12 protein-coding genes are annotated in these 13,691 nt (G+C 74.1%); 4 read left to right on the top strand and 8 right to left on the bottom strand.

Annotation, left to right across the window (positions count from 1 at the left end; translation table 11 throughout):
- Window positions 1-35: 35 nt before the first annotated feature.
- From FB380_RS13350 to FB380_RS13375, 6 genes are all read right to left on the bottom strand, one after another.
- Complete coding sequence (locus FB380_RS13350; protein ID WP_166755451.1) at window positions 36-1,568, bottom strand: protein kinase domain-containing protein; 1,533 nt, start codon at window positions 1,566-1,568, stop codon at window positions 36-38.
- 108 nt (window positions 1,569-1,676) lie between these two features.
- The gene (locus FB380_RS13355; RefSeq protein WP_166755452.1) at window positions 1,677-3,278 is read right to left on the bottom strand and encodes a protein kinase domain-containing protein; all 1,602 of its coding nucleotides are present in this window, start codon (window positions 3,276-3,278) and stop codon (window positions 1,677-1,679) included.
- 97 nt (window positions 3,279-3,375) lie between these two features.
- Window positions 3,376-4,137 (bottom strand): Hpt domain-containing response regulator, encoded by a 762-nt coding sequence (locus FB380_RS13360; RefSeq protein WP_166755453.1) that lies wholly within the window; start codon window positions 4,135-4,137, stop codon window positions 3,376-3,378.
- Between the two features lie 131 nt (window positions 4,138-4,268).
- The gene (locus FB380_RS13365) at window positions 4,269-5,054 is read right to left on the bottom strand and encodes an ABC transporter ATP-binding protein (RefSeq protein WP_166755454.1); all 786 of its coding nucleotides are present in this window, start codon (window positions 5,052-5,054) and stop codon (window positions 4,269-4,271) included.
- A 9-nt stretch (window positions 5,055-5,063) separates the two neighbouring features.
- Complete coding sequence (locus FB380_RS13370; protein WP_188959669.1) at window positions 5,064-5,939, bottom strand: ABC transporter permease; 876 nt, start codon at window positions 5,937-5,939, stop codon at window positions 5,064-5,066.
- Window positions 5,940-6,004: 65 nt separating this feature from the next.
- On the bottom strand, window positions 6,005-6,976 hold the full coding sequence (locus FB380_RS13375) for an ABC transporter substrate-binding protein (RefSeq protein WP_166755455.1): 972 nt from the start codon (window positions 6,974-6,976) through the stop codon (window positions 6,005-6,007).
- Window positions 6,977-7,257: 281 nt separating this feature from the next.
- Between FB380_RS13375 and FB380_RS13380 the strand changes: the two genes are divergently transcribed.
- Entirely contained in the window at window positions 7,258-8,745 is a 1,488-nt protein-coding gene (locus FB380_RS13380) for a DUF4407 domain-containing protein (RefSeq protein WP_229682270.1), read from the top strand.
- Window positions 8,746-8,882: 137 nt separating this feature from the next.
- Here FB380_RS13380 and FB380_RS13385 read toward each other — a convergent pair whose 3' ends face one another.
- Complete coding sequence (locus FB380_RS13385) at window positions 8,883-10,589, bottom strand: hypothetical protein (RefSeq protein ID WP_166755457.1); 1,707 nt, start codon at window positions 10,587-10,589, stop codon at window positions 8,883-8,885.
- A 223-nt stretch (window positions 10,590-10,812) separates the two neighbouring features.
- Between FB380_RS13385 and FB380_RS13390 the strand changes: the two genes are divergently transcribed.
- From FB380_RS13390 to FB380_RS13400, 3 genes are all read left to right on the top strand, one after another.
- Window positions 10,813-11,826 (top strand): LLM class flavin-dependent oxidoreductase, encoded by a 1,014-nt coding sequence (locus FB380_RS13390; protein ID WP_166755458.1) that lies wholly within the window; start codon window positions 10,813-10,815, stop codon window positions 11,824-11,826.
- Window positions 11,827-11,896: 70 nt separating this feature from the next.
- The gene (locus FB380_RS13395) at window positions 11,897-12,784 is read left to right on the top strand and encodes an NmrA family NAD(P)-binding protein (RefSeq protein ID WP_166755459.1); all 888 of its coding nucleotides are present in this window, start codon (window positions 11,897-11,899) and stop codon (window positions 12,782-12,784) included.
- Window positions 12,781-13,410: a TetR/AcrR family transcriptional regulator gene (locus FB380_RS13400; RefSeq protein WP_208382840.1), complete on the top strand. Its 630-nt coding sequence runs from the start codon at window positions 12,781-12,783 to the stop codon at window positions 13,408-13,410. The genes FB380_RS13395 and FB380_RS13400 overlap by 4 nt, the downstream gene beginning before the upstream one ends.
- Window positions 13,411-13,416: 6 nt before the next feature.
- Here the strand turns inward: FB380_RS13400 and FB380_RS13405 are convergent, their stop codons facing one another.
- Window positions 13,417-13,611, bottom strand: coding sequence for a hypothetical protein (locus FB380_RS13405; RefSeq protein ID WP_166755461.1), 195 nt, complete (start codon window positions 13,609-13,611; stop codon window positions 13,417-13,419).
- Window positions 13,612-13,691: the final 80 nt, after the last annotated feature.

Below are 13,691 nucleotides of genomic sequence, written 5' to 3' on the forward strand. Positions count from 1 at the left end.
GGGCGTGCCCGATCCGATCGGCCGTCACACACCGGTCAGTCGTCGCCGCGGCGGTCGCGCCGGCGCTCCCGCCAGCGTTCGACGGCCTCCTCGATCGCCTTCTCGTCCAGCTGGGCGTCCTCGGCCGGGGCGGGCTCGGCCGTCGGCGTCGGGGCGGGTGCGGGAGCCGGCGCCGGCTCGGGGGCGGGCGGCGGTGGCGGTGGCGGGGCGACCGCGTGGGTGATGGTCACCGCGGCACCGGGCAGCACCTGACCGACCGGGTCCAGCGCGATCACCGAGCCGTCGGCGACGTCGCCGGTCTGCAGCGGCCGCAGCGTCGCGACCAGACCGCGCTCGACCAGCTCGGCCTGCACTTCCGCGACCGGCCGGCCCACGTAGTCGACCGTCGACAGCGAGACCAGCTGCACCACCGGGGTGCTCGGGGGCGCCGGCTCGGTGGCGGCGGGGGTCGGCCGGGTGGCGGCCGGCTGGTCCTCGCCGCCGGTGGCGAGCTGGAGCAGGCCGAAGGTGCTCCCCATGGCGACCAGGAAGGCGAGCAGCGTGGCGACCAGGAACGGCCAGCGGGGACGGCGCTCCTCCTCGGGCTCGTCCTCGTCCGGGGCGAGCGTGTAGGCCTGGGTCGCCGGGAAGGGCGGCAGCGGCGTCGGGGTGCGCACGGCCGGGCGCTCCGCCGTCCGGAGGGCGGGCATGACCGCCGTCCGCGGCCCGTCGTCCGGGCCGCCGACGGGCCGGCCGGCGAGCACGTCGTCGATGGCCGCGCGGAAGGCCGCACCGTCGGCGAACCGCTCGGCGGGGTCCTTGGCGATGGCGCCCTCGATCAGCCGGCGCACGGGTGCCGGGACGTCGTCGGGCAGCGGCGGCGGGACCTCCCGGATCCGCCGGAGCGCCACCTCCACCGCGTCCCCGCCGTCGAAGCCGCGCCGCCCGGACAGGCACTCGTAGCCGACCAGGCCCAGGGCGTAGACGTCGCTGGCCGGGGTGGCGCGGGCGCCGGTGGCCTGCTCGGGGGAGAGGTAGTGGGCGGTGCCGACGACCTCGCCGGTGACGGTCAGCGGCACGCTGGTGGCCGACACCGCGACCCCGAAGTCGGTGAGCTTGGCCCCGCCGTCGTCGGCGAGCAGCACGTTGCCCGGCTTCACGTCCCGGTGGACGACGTCGGCGGCGTGCGCGGCGGCCAGCCCGGCGGCGCACTGCCGGAGCACCTGCAGGGTGCGCTCCGGTGACAACCGCCCCTCGCGGCGGAGCAGCGCGGCCAGCGACTCACCGCGGACCAGCTCCATCACCAGGTAGGCCAGGTGCTCACCGCGGGTGCTGACGTCGGGCAGCACCTCGCCGTAGTCGAAGAGCGTGGCGATGTGCGGGTGCACCAGGCCCGCGGAGTGCTGCGCCTCGGCCCGGAAGCGGGCCAGGAAGGTGGCGTTGGCGGTGTACTCGCTGCGCAGCACCTTCACCGCGACGTCCCGGCCGAGCACGGTGTCGCGGGCCCGCCACACCTGGCCCATGCCGCCGGAGGCGATCAGCGTCGACAGCTCGTAGCGCCCCCCGAGGAGCTGACCGGTCGGGTGCACCGGCACATCCTCCACGTCCGGTCGCGGTGGTGTGGGGCTCGTGGGGCGGGAGTTCCAGCGCTGCGCAACGGGGTGCGATGGACCTCGGTACCGGGGTGCTGTGCCGGCTCAGCCGTCGCCGCGGCCCTGGCCGTCGACGTCGTCGCCCTCGCCCTCACCGCCACCCTCGCCGCCGTTCCCGTTGCCCTGGTTGCCCTGGTCGCCGTTCCCGCCGCCCTCGGTCCCGTTCCCGCCGCTCTCGTCGGGCTCGTCCTCGTCCTCGTCGCCGTCGTCGTCGGTCGGGGTGGCGGTGGGGGTCGGTGCGGGCGGGGCGGTGGCGTAGGTGACGGTGACGACGGTGCCCTCGGCCAGCTCGCCGGCCGGGGTGACGGCGAGGACCGCGCCCTCGTCGGCGTCGGCCGTCTGCCGCGAGACGGCGTCCACCACCAGGCCGAGGCCGACCAGGTCGGCCTCGACGTCGCCGATCCGCCGGCCGAGGTAGTCGGCGGCGTCCACCTCGACCAGGACCGGGTCGGGAGTGCTCTCCTCAGGGGTGCTCGAGGTCGGGGCGGTCTGCTCGGCGCTCGTCGTCGGCGTCGTGGTGGGGGTGGCCGTCCCGTCGTCGCCGAGGAGCTGGAACCCGGCGACGGCGAGCGCGGCCGCGAGGAGCACCCCGAGCAGCGGCAGCAGCAGCCGGCGGCGGCGGCCCTCCCGCTCCCGTTCCGGACCGGGCCCGGCGGCACCGGCGCCGATGCCGCCCACTCCGGCACCGGCGGCGGCCGCCCCGGGGGCCGTCGCGGGCCCGCCGACCGCCGGCATCACCCGCGTGCTCGGCGAGGCCGCGGCGGTACCGGCCACGGGGAGCAGCGTCGTCCGGTCGGCCGACGGGGCGGCGCGCCCGGCGCGGACGTCGTCGACGGCGGCGCCGAAGGCGGCACCGTCCGGGAAGCGCTGGGCCGGGTCCTTGACCATGGCGGCCGCGATGAGCCCGCGCACCGGCGCCGGGACGTCGTCCGGCAGGGGCGCGGCGGTGTCCCGGATCTGCATCAGCGCGACCTGCACCGAGCTCTCCGCGTCGAAGGCGTGGTGGCCGGCCAGGCACTCGTAGCCGACGATGCCGAGCGCGTAGACGTCGCTGGCCGCGGTGGCCCGCTCGCCCTGGGCCTGCTCGGGGGAGAGGTAGTGCGGGGTGCCGATGACCGTGCCGGTCTGGGTGAGCGGCACGCTCGAGCCGGTCACGGCGACCCCGAAGTCGGTGATCTTGACGGTGCCGTCGCTGCCGATCAGCACGTTGCCGGGCTTGACGTCGCGGTGGACGACGCCGGTGGCGTGCGCGGCGGCCAGCCCGGCGGCGCTCTGCCGCAGCACGTCCAGGGTGCGCTCGGGGCTCAGCCGGCCCTCCCGGCGCAGCAGCGTCGACAGCGACTCACCGCGCACCAGCTCCAGCACCAGGTAGGCGAGGTGCTCGTCGCGCGGGCCGGCGGGCGGCACCTCGCCGTAGTCGAACAGGGTGGCGATGTTCGGGTGCACCAGGCGCGCGGCGAGCTGCGCCTCGGCCCGGAAGCGGGCCAGGAACGTGGGGTCGCCGGTGAACTCGCTGCGCAGCACCTTCACCGCGACGTCCCGGTCGAGCACAGTGTCGCGGGCCTGCCAGACCTGCCCCATGCCGCCGGTGGCGATCAGCGAGGTGAGCTCGTAGCGCCCGCCCAGGAGCTGACCGTCCGGGTGCATGGAGCTCCTCGCTGGTGCGTCGTCCCTGGTGCGTCGTCCGGGCCGTCCGGACGCCCCATCCCACCAAGCCGGGCCCCCGGTGGCGACCCCGGGCCCCTCAGGCGGCCGGGGTCAGGGGTGCGGCCAGCTCGGCGGCGAGCTCGGTGAAGACCCGGCAGGTGACCTCCAGTTCGCGGCGCAGCGCGCCGATCACCGGGCCCGGGGTGGGGGGCTGCCCGGCGCGGGCCGCCTCCTCCAGGGTGCTGCAGAGCTCGGCCAGCGGTCCGGCGCCGAGGGTGGCCGCGCTGCCCCGCAGCTTGTGGGCGGTCTCCTCGACGGCGACGGCGTCCCCGGCGTGCAGCGCCTCCTCGATGGCGACCAGACCGTCGGGGGCCCAGCCGACGAAGGTGCCCAGCAGCTCGGCGTGCAGCCGGCGCTCGTCCTCGTCGTCGAGGTCCCACAGGTCCCCGACCTGGTCCCGGACGACCCCGTCGCGCGCGGCGGCGGTGTCCTCCAGGGCGGTGTCGATCGCCGCGGTCAGGGCGGTCATCGAGACCGGCTTGGCGAGGTAGGCGGCGTTCAGCGCCGCACCGGCGGCCACGTCGCCGGGCAGGGCCCGGCCGCTGAGGAAGATCAGCGGGAGGTCGGCCCACAGCGGGTCGCGGCGCAGCGACGAGGCGAGGGACAGCCCGCTGCCGCCGGGCATGAACATGTCGGTGATGACGACGTCGGGGGTGAACACGTGCTCGAGGACGGCGTGCGCCTCCTCCATCGAGCCGGCGCCGCGGACGCGGTGACCGGCCAGGTGCAGACGTGACTCCAGCATCAGACGAGTGACGTCCTCGTCCTCCACCACCAGCACCTTGGCCACCTGGGTCATCCGCTCTGTCCGACTCGAGGCAGTGCGGGCGCACTGCTCGTGCGGGTGAGATCGGCCCCCGGTGGCAGGAGCAGCAGCCGGGGCGGGGGAGTTCACCCCAAGGGGGCTGGTCGACCCCGGCCCCCTTGGCCTCAGACCGGGGCGGGTGCCGCGTGCACCAGGTCGGCGATCTCGCGCTTCACCGCGTTGAAGGCCGGGCTGGTGACGTCGCGGTCGGCGAGGTCGACCGGCACGATCCGGCGGATGGAGCCGGGCACGCCGTGCGAGGCACCGCCGGTCATCACCACGACCCGGTCGGCGAGGTAGACCGCCTCCTCGATCGAGTGGGTCACGAAGACGACCGTCGTCCGGGTGTCGACGTGGATGCGCTTGAGCTCGGCCTGCAGGTCGGCCCGGGTGAGCGCGTCCAGCGCGCCGAACGGCTCGTCCATCAGCAGCAGCGACGGGTCGTTGGCCAGCACCCGGGCGATCGCCACCCGCTGCTGCATGCCGCCGGACAGCTGGGCGGGGTACTTCGCGGCGAACCGGGTCAGCCCGACGGCGGCGATGAACCGGTCGGTGACCGCGGCGACCTCGGCCTTGGGCAGCTTCTTGCGGGACGGGCCGTAGGCGACGTTCTCCCGCACCGACAGCCAGGGGAACAGGCCGTAGTCCTGGAAGACGACGCCGCGGTCGGGGCCGGGGCCGGTGACCGGCGTCCCGCCCACCTCGACGACGCCGGCGCTGGGCCGTTCGAAGCCGGCCAGGATGCGCAGCAGCGTGCTCTTGCCGCAGCCGCTGGCGCCCACGACGGCGACGAACTCGCCGGAGGCGATGGTCAGGTCGACGTCGGCCATGGCGGCGACCCCGCCGGCGTAGACCTTGCTGAGGCCGCTGATCCGCACATCGGCGGTGCGGCCGGCGGTGAGGTGCTCCATGGTCGGCTCCTACTTGATCAGCGGGCGGTCGCGGAACAGGACGCGGAAGAAGAGCGTCAGCAACCGGTCGGAGAGGAAGCCGGCGACGGCGATGCAGATCATCCCGACGACGATCTGGTCGGTCTGCACCACGTCGCGGGCCAGGAAGATGGTCGAGCCCAGCCCGGTCGGGACGCCGGTGGTCTCGCTGAGCACGAGGATCACCCAGGCCAGGCCGAGGCCGACCCGCATGCCGTTGACGATCGCCGGTGCCGCGGCGGGCAGCACCACCCGCAGCAGCGTGCCGACGCCGGAGGTGCCCAGCATCCGGGCGGCCTCCAGCAGCCGTTCGGGCACCTGCCGCGCGCCGCTGATGGTGCCCAGCACGATCGGGAAGAAGGCGGACAGGGTGATCAGGAAGATCGAGGCCTGGTCGCCGTAGCCGATGAGCAGCGCGACCAGCGGCACCCAGGCGGTGGCCGGGATCGGCCGGAACAGGTTGATCATCGGGTCGAACAGCGAGTTCGCCGTGCGGAACCGGCCCATCAGCACGCCGAGCGGGACGGCGATCAGGGTGGCCAAGGCGAATCCGGAGACGACCCGTAGCGCGCTGGCCGGGAGGTCCTCCCAGAGCAGGCTGCTGAAGGCGTCGTCCCGGGTGCCGGCGACGTAGTTGGCCAGCCCCGCGGCGACGTCGGCGGGGTAGGGGAGGAAGCCCATCCGGATGCCCAGCGGCAGCTCCCACTCCTGCGCCCGGCCGAGGTGCCACAGCAGCAGGAACAGCAGCGGGACGGGCAGGCCGAGCAGCACGGTGCGCAGCCGGCCACGGCCTCGCCGCGGCCGGGTGCCGGGCACCGTGGGGGCGGCGGCGGCGACCGGGACGGTGGCGACGTCGGTGGTGGTCATGGGGGTCCTCTCCTCCCGCAGGGCGGGAGGGGCGCCGGCGCGTGGTGCGCCGGCGCCCCAGGGGCTCAGGCGGACGGGGCGAAGGAGGTGTCGACGAGGTCGGCGGCGGTGGGGGCGGTGTCGATGACCCCGAGGGAGACCATCGCGTCGGCCAGGGCCTCGACCTGGGTCTGGTACTCCTCGCTGAGGTCGGCGCGCAGCCAGAAGTTGTCCAGCGCCGACTCGAACACGCCCTGGTCGCCACCGAACTCCGCGACCATCTCCGGCAGCCACTCGTCGACGTTGTCGGCCATGTACTCGGTGGTCTCCGCGTGGGTGTCGACGACCTGCTGCACCAGCTCCGGGTCCTCCTCGACCAGCGCGCCCGTGGTGGTCAGGCCGAGGTTCACCCGCCCGATCGGGGTCGCGTAGGGGTCGGTGAGCTCGGTGGCGCCGGCCGCGGTGGCGAGGGAGACGGCGATCTCGGTGCCGAAGAAGGCGTCGATCGAGCCGCTGCCCAGCGCCGAGGCCATCTCCGGCGGCGGGACGGCGATCAGGTCCACGCTGCTCGGGTCGATGCCGTTCTCCTCCAGGATCAGCCGCATCGCGATCTCCGGGGCGCTGCCCTGGATGTAGCCGACGGTCTTCCCCGCCAGGTCGGCGACGGTCTCGACGCCCTCGCCGCCGATGAACCCGAAGCCGCCGTCGGCCGCGGAGGCGACCAGGGTGATGTCGCGGCCCTGGGCGACGGAGGCGATGGTCGCGACGACGCCGGTGATCGCGAAGTCGACGTCGCCGGAGATGACCGCATCGGTCAGCGACGGCGCGGTGTCCAGGACGACGACCTCGAACTCCACCCCCTCGGGGGCGTACTCCTCGTAGAGGAACGGCGCGTAGAAGTGCGGCTGACCGCGCAGCGTGCCGATCGTGACGGTCTGGGTGCCCCCGTCGTCGCTGCCGCTGGCCTCGGCGGAGTCGGACGAGCAGGCAGCCAGCGCCAGGACGGTGGTGGCTGCGACGGTGCCGGCGACGGCGCGCCGGACGAGCTGGGGGCTCATGGGTCTCCTCGGGGACGGGCGTGGCCGGCCGCCGGACGCGGGGCGGCGGGCGGGCGAGGAGCGCGCGGTGCGTCCTCGGGGGAGACCTCACCTCCCGCGTGTGCGGCAGCGGTGTCGGCGACGTGACGGCGCCGTTAAGCGGTGTCCCGGTGATCGGAGATGTGTCACAGTCGCTGACCGGTACCGGGTCGGTCGCAGGCGACCGATACCTCCTCTGGTCGTTCTGCGAGAGGAATCCCCGGATGAGGTCCCGCCCCCGTTCTGCCGGTGATCGATTGGCCGTGCTGGCCGGCGCCCGGCTCGATCTGCTGCGGGTCGCCCCCGGCGCCCGGTCCAAGTACGTCGCCCTCGGTGGCGTGCTGCTCAGCACCGGTGCGCTGGCCGCGCTGTCGATGGCGTTCGCCGTTCACATGGCGCTGGGCGCCTGGTGGTCGGTCGCCGTCCTGATCGGTCTCGGCTGGGGGCTGGTGATCCTCAACCTGGACCGGATGCTGCTGGTCGGGATGGGCCACGACTCGTCCTGGTGGCGCAACCTCGGGCTGGCCGTGCCGCGGCTGGCGCTGGCCGTCGTCCTCGGCACGGTCATCTCCACGCCGCTGACGCTGCAGGTGTTCAGCAAGGAGGTCGACGCCACGATCGTGACGCTGCAGGCCGAGGCCGCCGAGCAGTTCACCGACGAGCTGGACGCCGACGCCCGGTACGCGCAGATCCCGGTGCTCACCCGGTCGATCGCCGAGGACCAGGCCGTCGTGGCCAGCGGCGGCGCGACCGATCCCAACGCCGACCCGCGGGTGGGCGCGGCGCAGGCGGAGCGGGACAGCAAGAAGGCCGCGTACGACGCGGCGTCGGGCCGGTACGACGAGCTGCAGGCCAAGGCGCAGTGCGAGCTCGACGGCACCTGCGGGTCCGGCGCCCGGGGCCAGGGCGACGCCTACTTCGCCGCGGCGGCGGCGGCCGGGCAGCAGGCGGCGGTGCGGGACGCCGCCAAGGCCGAGCTGGACGCCGCCGAGGCGGCGCTGCAGCAGACCCGCACCACGGCCGAGTCCGACGCCGTCGGTGCCGCGGCCCGCAGCGTGGCGCTGGCCAAGGCCGCGCTGGTGACCGACCAGGCCGAGCTGGCCCGGCTGAGCGACGCGCGCCGGGCCGAGCAGGCCGCGTTCGACGCGGAGAACGGCCAGAGCGACGGCATCCTGGCCCGGCTGGAGGCGATCGACCGGCTGTCGGAGGAGCGCCCGATGGCGGGGGTGGCCCACGTGATGCTGTTCCTGCTGTTCCTGAGCGTGGAGATCCTCCCGGTGCTGATGAAGGCGCTGCTCAACCTCGCCCCGCCGACCGCCTACGACCGGCTCGTGAAGGTGCGCGACGACGAGGAGGTCGAGGCGGAGGAGATCCGGCGCGACGGCCGCCAGCGGGCGCAGCAGGCGCGGGCCGACCTGATCGTGGCGGCCGAGACCGACCGGATCGCGCGGGAGATCCTGGACCGCGACCTCGCCGCCCGCGAGGAGGCCGCCCGCGCCGCCGAGCGCAAGGCCCGGCGCAAGGAGGCCCGCTCGCTGCGCGGCCTGCTGCGGCGGCTGACGCCCGGCCGCGGCACCCCCGAGCCGGCGGTCTTCGAGCCGGCCCTGGAGCCGGTCGAGCCGACGCTGGACACCGGCGAGCTCGAGGCGATGATGGCCGCGCCGTCGGGCGTCAGCCTGTACGGGACGTCGACCGTCCCGGCGCCCCGGCCGGCCGCCGAGCTGCTGCAGCCGGTGACCGAGGACCGCTGACCCATGTTCTGAAGCAGGGGACGATCGAGGGGTGCGACCCAGGACCACAGTCCTGGGTCGCACCCCTCGGTCGTCTTGTCGGCGTGACGGTGACATGCCAGCGAGCACGGCCGAGGTGACTCGGAGGAGCCACTGCCTCAGGTCTTGGTGTTGGACATGTACTTGTGTGGTCCGAAGAAGCCGACATGGACCAGGGCACTGTCGCGGTCCACATAGAAGTAGATGCGCGGGATCAGCATGCCGCCACCGGTCGCGATCTTCAGATGGGCCCACATGTGCATACGACCCTCGGAGCTGACCCGGGTGTCCACCGGTAGTAGCCGCTGATCCGCTAATTTGGGCGTCTGACGCACGGTTTCCGACTCGGTCATCGCCAGCTTCTTAATGCTCGCAGGCCACGCCCGCGGGTGGCGCGACGTCTTGCACCAGTTCCAGAAGTCAACCGTCTGCTCAGCGGTAGCCAGGTGTTCGGCGTATGCATGCAGTGCCAAGAAGCCGTCCCAGGCCTTCTGCCCCCAGGGGACTCCCTCCACTGCTGCGTCAAGGTCTTCGAGGTCGCGGCACGCATCCTCAGGCACTAGCAGCCGGTCGGACAGGTGTTGGCGGGCGAGGGTCACCGCTTCGCTGCAGCTTCCCGCGATCTCCGGAAGCGCGCGGTATGCGACCTCCCGATACATCCGGGAGCCATCGTCCCCCGCGGCGGCGACTTCTTCCTTGAGCCATTCGTTCTCTCGCAGGGCGACGTCGAGCTGAGTGACGAGTCCCGCGTTGCGCTGTGCCTCGGATTCGAGGTCGGCCACGGCGCCGAGGTACCCGTCTTCGAGGTCGTTCAGAGACTGTTTGGCCTCCTGCATCTCTTGATGGAGCAGTGCGTTGTCGGCTTCGAGAGCGGCCACCCACTCGGCGTCCCCGCGACCGGTTCGCCGCTGCTCGTCCAGCAGCGCCTTCGCCACGACGAAGCTGGCCGGCGGTCGCCGGCTGGCGAGGGCCGGGCCCAGTGACCGCACTACGGCTTTCGCGGCAGTGCCTCGGGCGTTGAGGTAGCGGGTGGGCAGGACGACGGGATGGCGCCAGGGAGTCTGCACCGCCGGATCGAGGACGGGTTGGTACACCCGGCAGGCGCCATCGGCGATGCCGTGATCCCGACCGACCGCCTCGCAGAAGGCGACGCTGGCATCCGCGTCGATGACGTAGACCTGGACGGCGCCGGCCAGGGCGCTCGCCGTCGTCTGGACGACGTCAGCGAAGGTGAAACGTCGCCCGCTGAGCAGGTCGTCGGTCACAGCGGGGGCGTCGGCGAAGACCACGGTGGGGATCTGTCGATCCAGGTCGGTGAGGGTCTCGGCGAGGCGTTCCCCGCCCGACTCGCCGCTGAAGTACACGGGGAAGGGCGCCAGTTCGACAGGTCCGGATCGGGGGTTCACCCCGTCGATCAGCAGGTCCCGGACCAGCCGAGGAGCGGCGATCGTCACATCCGTGATTCCGGCCGGACCAACGGCATCGACGTCGACCCAGACCCAGCTCTGCTCGGACCCGTGGTCGGCCCGCCAGGTGCGCAGCGTGGTCTGCCAGCGGGCGCCGTCCGGGTGGGCCTCGACCAGCTCGGCTCGAGCGAAGCCGGCAGTGTCGTCGCCCGCTCGCTCCATCGTTCCCTCGTACTGGACATCGTCAGGGGAGTGGACGTCCGTCGACCTCGGCGCGGTGCTGCGCTGGGACGAACCTCCCAGACTCAGATCCATCAGGCCACCGGTCTTCTCCCTGCACCATGCGATGAAGGAGGCGATCGCGCCGGACTGGGCATCATGGCGGGCGTCGGTCCACATGGCCCGGTACAGCACAGTCATCCAGCGGTCCCCCCACCGTGGCCCGTCGGCGTCGTTGCCGATCGGATCGGGGGCAGTGAACCACCGGTCAGGCGCACTGGCGAGTGAGCGGCAGCCCCGGGCGGCGGCTGCAGGACGGGCTCACCGCAGTCGTCCCGGGGCTGGCGGTCCGGTCCGGCACCCCGCCGGTGGCCGCCGCGCTGCCGGCGACCCGGGTCTAATCCCGGTCTGGTCTGATCGCGGCATGCCATCGCCTGGGGTGCCGCTGCAGAAGCTGGGTTTCCTGACCATCGGCCTGTTCGACGAGGCCGATCCGCGGGGCGGGCACGAGTCGACGCTGCGGGTCATCGAGCTGGGGGAGCAGCTGGGCCTGGACAGCGCCTGGCTGCGCGACCGGCACCTCCAGTACGGCATCTCCTCCCCGGTCGCGGTGCTCGCGGCGGCCACCCAGCGCACGTCCCGGATCGAGCTGGGGACGGCGGTGATCCCGCTGGCGTGGGAGAACCCGCTCCGGCTGGCCGAGGACCTGGCCACCGTCGACGTGCTCAGCGGTGGGCGGCTCAACCCCGGGGTCTCGGTGGGCCCGCCGATGCACTGGGACGACGTCCGGGCCGCGCTCTACCCGGACACCGCCGACGCCGAGGACTTCTCCTACGAGCGGGTGGCGCGGCTGCTGCGCTTCGTCGAGGGCGCCCCGGCGTCGTCCTTCGCCGGCCGGGAGGGCGTGGTGGAGGAGTGGTCGGACCGGGTGCAGCCGCACTCGCCGGGACTGCGCTCGCGGCTCTGGTACGGCGGGGCGTCGCTGAGGTCGGCGACCTGGGCCGGGGAGAACGGGCTGAACTTCCTCACCTCGTCGGTGGTGAAGGCGGAGTCCTCGGAGGACTTCGCCACCGAGCAGGCGCGGCAGGTGCAGGCGTTCCGGGCAGCCAACCCGGCCGGGCGGGTGTCGCAGGGGCTGGTGGTCATCCCGACGGACTCGGCGACGCCGGAGCAGCGGGAGAGGTACGCCGCCTACGTCGCCGCGCGGCTGCCGCGGACGGCGACCCCGCAGGGCCCGGGGAGGCTGATGTTCGCCCCCGACCTGATCGGGACGTCGGAGCAGATCGCCGAGCAGCTGTACGCCCACGCCGGGTTCCGGGAGGTGACCGAGGTGGTCTTCGCGCTGCCGTTCAGCTTCGAGCACGCCGACCACGTGCAGATCCTCACCGACATGGCGCAGCACCTCGGCCCGGCGCTGGGCTGGTCACCCACCGCCTGACGAGCCGGCTGGGCTACCGTCGTCCTCGAAGCGGACAACCTGATCCGCTTCTTTGGGTGAGGAGCCCCGCATGACCACAGTCCTGCTCGCCGGTGCCAGTGGCGACCTCGGTGCCCGCACGACCCGGGCGCTGGTGGCGAGGGGAGCCGACGTCCGGGCGCTGACCCGCCCCGGTGCCGGCCCGGGGAAGGCGGCACGGCTGGCGGGGCTCGGCGCCACCGTCGTCGAGGCCGACCACGCCGACCCGGCCGCGCTGCAGCGGGCCAGCGAGGGTGCCGACGTCGTCGTCTCCACCCTCAACGGGGTGCGTGACGTCATGCTCGGGGTGCAGACCCGGCTGCTGGACGCCGCCGTGGCGGCCGGCGTCCCGCGGTTCGTCCCCTCGGACTTCTCCGCCGACTACCGGCGGGTGGCGCCGGGGTCCAACCGGAACTTCGAGATCCGCCGCGACTTCGCCCGGGTGCTGGACCGGGCGCCGATCCGGGCGACCTCGGTGCTCAACGGGGCCTTCGCCGACATGCTCACCGGCCAGGCCCCGATCGTGCTGTTCGGTCAGAGTCGAGTCCTCTACTGGGGCGACGCCGACCAGCAGCTGGACTTCACCAGCAAGGACGACACCGCGGCGTTCACCGCCGACGCCGCCCTGGACGAGGCCGCCCCGCGGTACCTGGAGATCGCCGGTGACGTCGTCACCGCACGGCAGCTGGCCACCACCATGACCGAGCTGACCGGGCGCCGGTTCCGGCCGACCTGGGCCGGCACGCCCGGCCTGGTCGCCGGGCTGGCGAAGGTGGGGCGCGCGGTGTCCCGGGACGGCGACGAGCCGTTCCCGGCGTGGCAGGGGATGCAGTACCTGCACAGCATGTTCAGCGGGGACGCGCAGCTCGGGCCGCTGGACAACGACCGCTACGGTCCGCGGGCATGGACGACGGCACGGGAGGTCCTGGCCGCGCGGTGACCGGGTCGACGCCGCTGCGCCGGGACGCCGCGCGCAACCGCGAGCGGGTCCTCGCCGCGGCGCGGCAGCTGTTCGCCGAGACCGGCCGGGCCGTCACGCACAACGAGGTGGCCCGGGCCGCCGACGTCGGCGTCGGCACGGTCTACCGGCGGTTCCCGACCCGCGAGGACCTGATGCTGGCGCTGTTCGAGGACCAGCTCGCCCTCGTCGGCCGGCTCGCCGACGAGGCGCTCGCGGCCGAGGACCCGGGGGAGGGCCTGCGCCGGTTCCTGGCGCAGGTGGTCGAGATGCAGGCCGCCGACCGGGGCCTGCAGGAGTTCATGCTGGGGCCGCAGGCCCGCTCGCGGGCCGGGGCGGCGACGTCGCGGATCGCCCCGGTGGTCGGCGCACTGCTGGACCGGGCGAAGGAGCGCGGCCAGGTGCGGCCCGAGGTCACCGCCCTGGACGTCGCGCTGATCCCGGTCATGGTCGGCGAGGTCACCGCCCGGTCGCGGGACGTCGTCCCCGGGCTGTGGCGGCGGGTGCTGACGATCGCGCTGGACGGCCTGCGCCCGGCCGACGGCGAGCTGCCCGGGGCGCCGCTGACGCCGGCGCAGTTCGAGGAGGTGGTCAGCCGGGGGCGGTGAACCCGCTCACCCGGCGGGGTCGGGAACCCGGTGACCGGTGTGCGCGAGGTCGTCGGTGGCCGGGTGCTCGCAGGTGGGGCACGGCTCGGCGCCGAGGGTGCCCTCCGCGGTCAGCCGCCGGCGCAGCCGGCGCATCGAGGTCTCCCCGCCGGTCAGGTCGGCGAGCCACCGGTCGAGCGCGTCGCTCTGGGTGCTGCTCATGTCCCCGGTCATCGGCAGTCCGGACCGGGATGGTGACCGGCCGCGACCCCGTCCGGACCCCGCCGGCGACGACGGGGTCC

This window comes from Modestobacter marinus, from assembly GCF_011758655.1.
GTDB lineage: Bacteria > Actinomycetota > Actinomycetes > Mycobacteriales > Geodermatophilaceae > Modestobacter > Modestobacter marinus.

Coding starts and splice junctions, on each gene's coding strand:
- FB380_RS13370 (WP_188959669.1), bottom strand. CDS start 5,939: ATGACCACCACCGACGTCGCCACCGTCCCGGTCGCCGCCGCCGCCCCC.
- FB380_RS13405 (WP_166755461.1), bottom strand. CDS start 13,611: ATGAGCAGCACCCAGAGCGACGCGCTCGACCGGTGGCTCGCCGACCTG.
- FB380_RS13375 (WP_166755455.1), bottom strand. CDS start 6,976: ATGAGCCCCCAGCTCGTCCGGCGCGCCGTCGCCGGCACCGTCGCAGCC.
- FB380_RS13385 (WP_166755457.1), bottom strand. CDS start 10,589: ATGACTGTGCTGTACCGGGCCATGTGGACCGACGCCCGCCATGATGCC.
- FB380_RS13355 (WP_166755452.1), bottom strand. CDS start 3,278: ATGCACCCGGACGGTCAGCTCCTGGGCGGGCGCTACGAGCTCACCTCG.
- FB380_RS13365 (WP_166755454.1), bottom strand. CDS start 5,054: ATGGAGCACCTCACCGCCGGCCGCACCGCCGATGTGCGGATCAGCGGC.
- FB380_RS13390 (WP_166755458.1), top strand. CDS start 10,813: ATGCCATCGCCTGGGGTGCCGCTGCAGAAGCTGGGTTTCCTGACCATC.
- FB380_RS13360 (WP_166755453.1), bottom strand. CDS start 4,137: ATGACCCAGGTGGCCAAGGTGCTGGTGGTGGAGGACGAGGACGTCACT.
- FB380_RS13395 (WP_166755459.1), top strand. CDS start 11,897: ATGACCACAGTCCTGCTCGCCGGTGCCAGTGGCGACCTCGGTGCCCGC.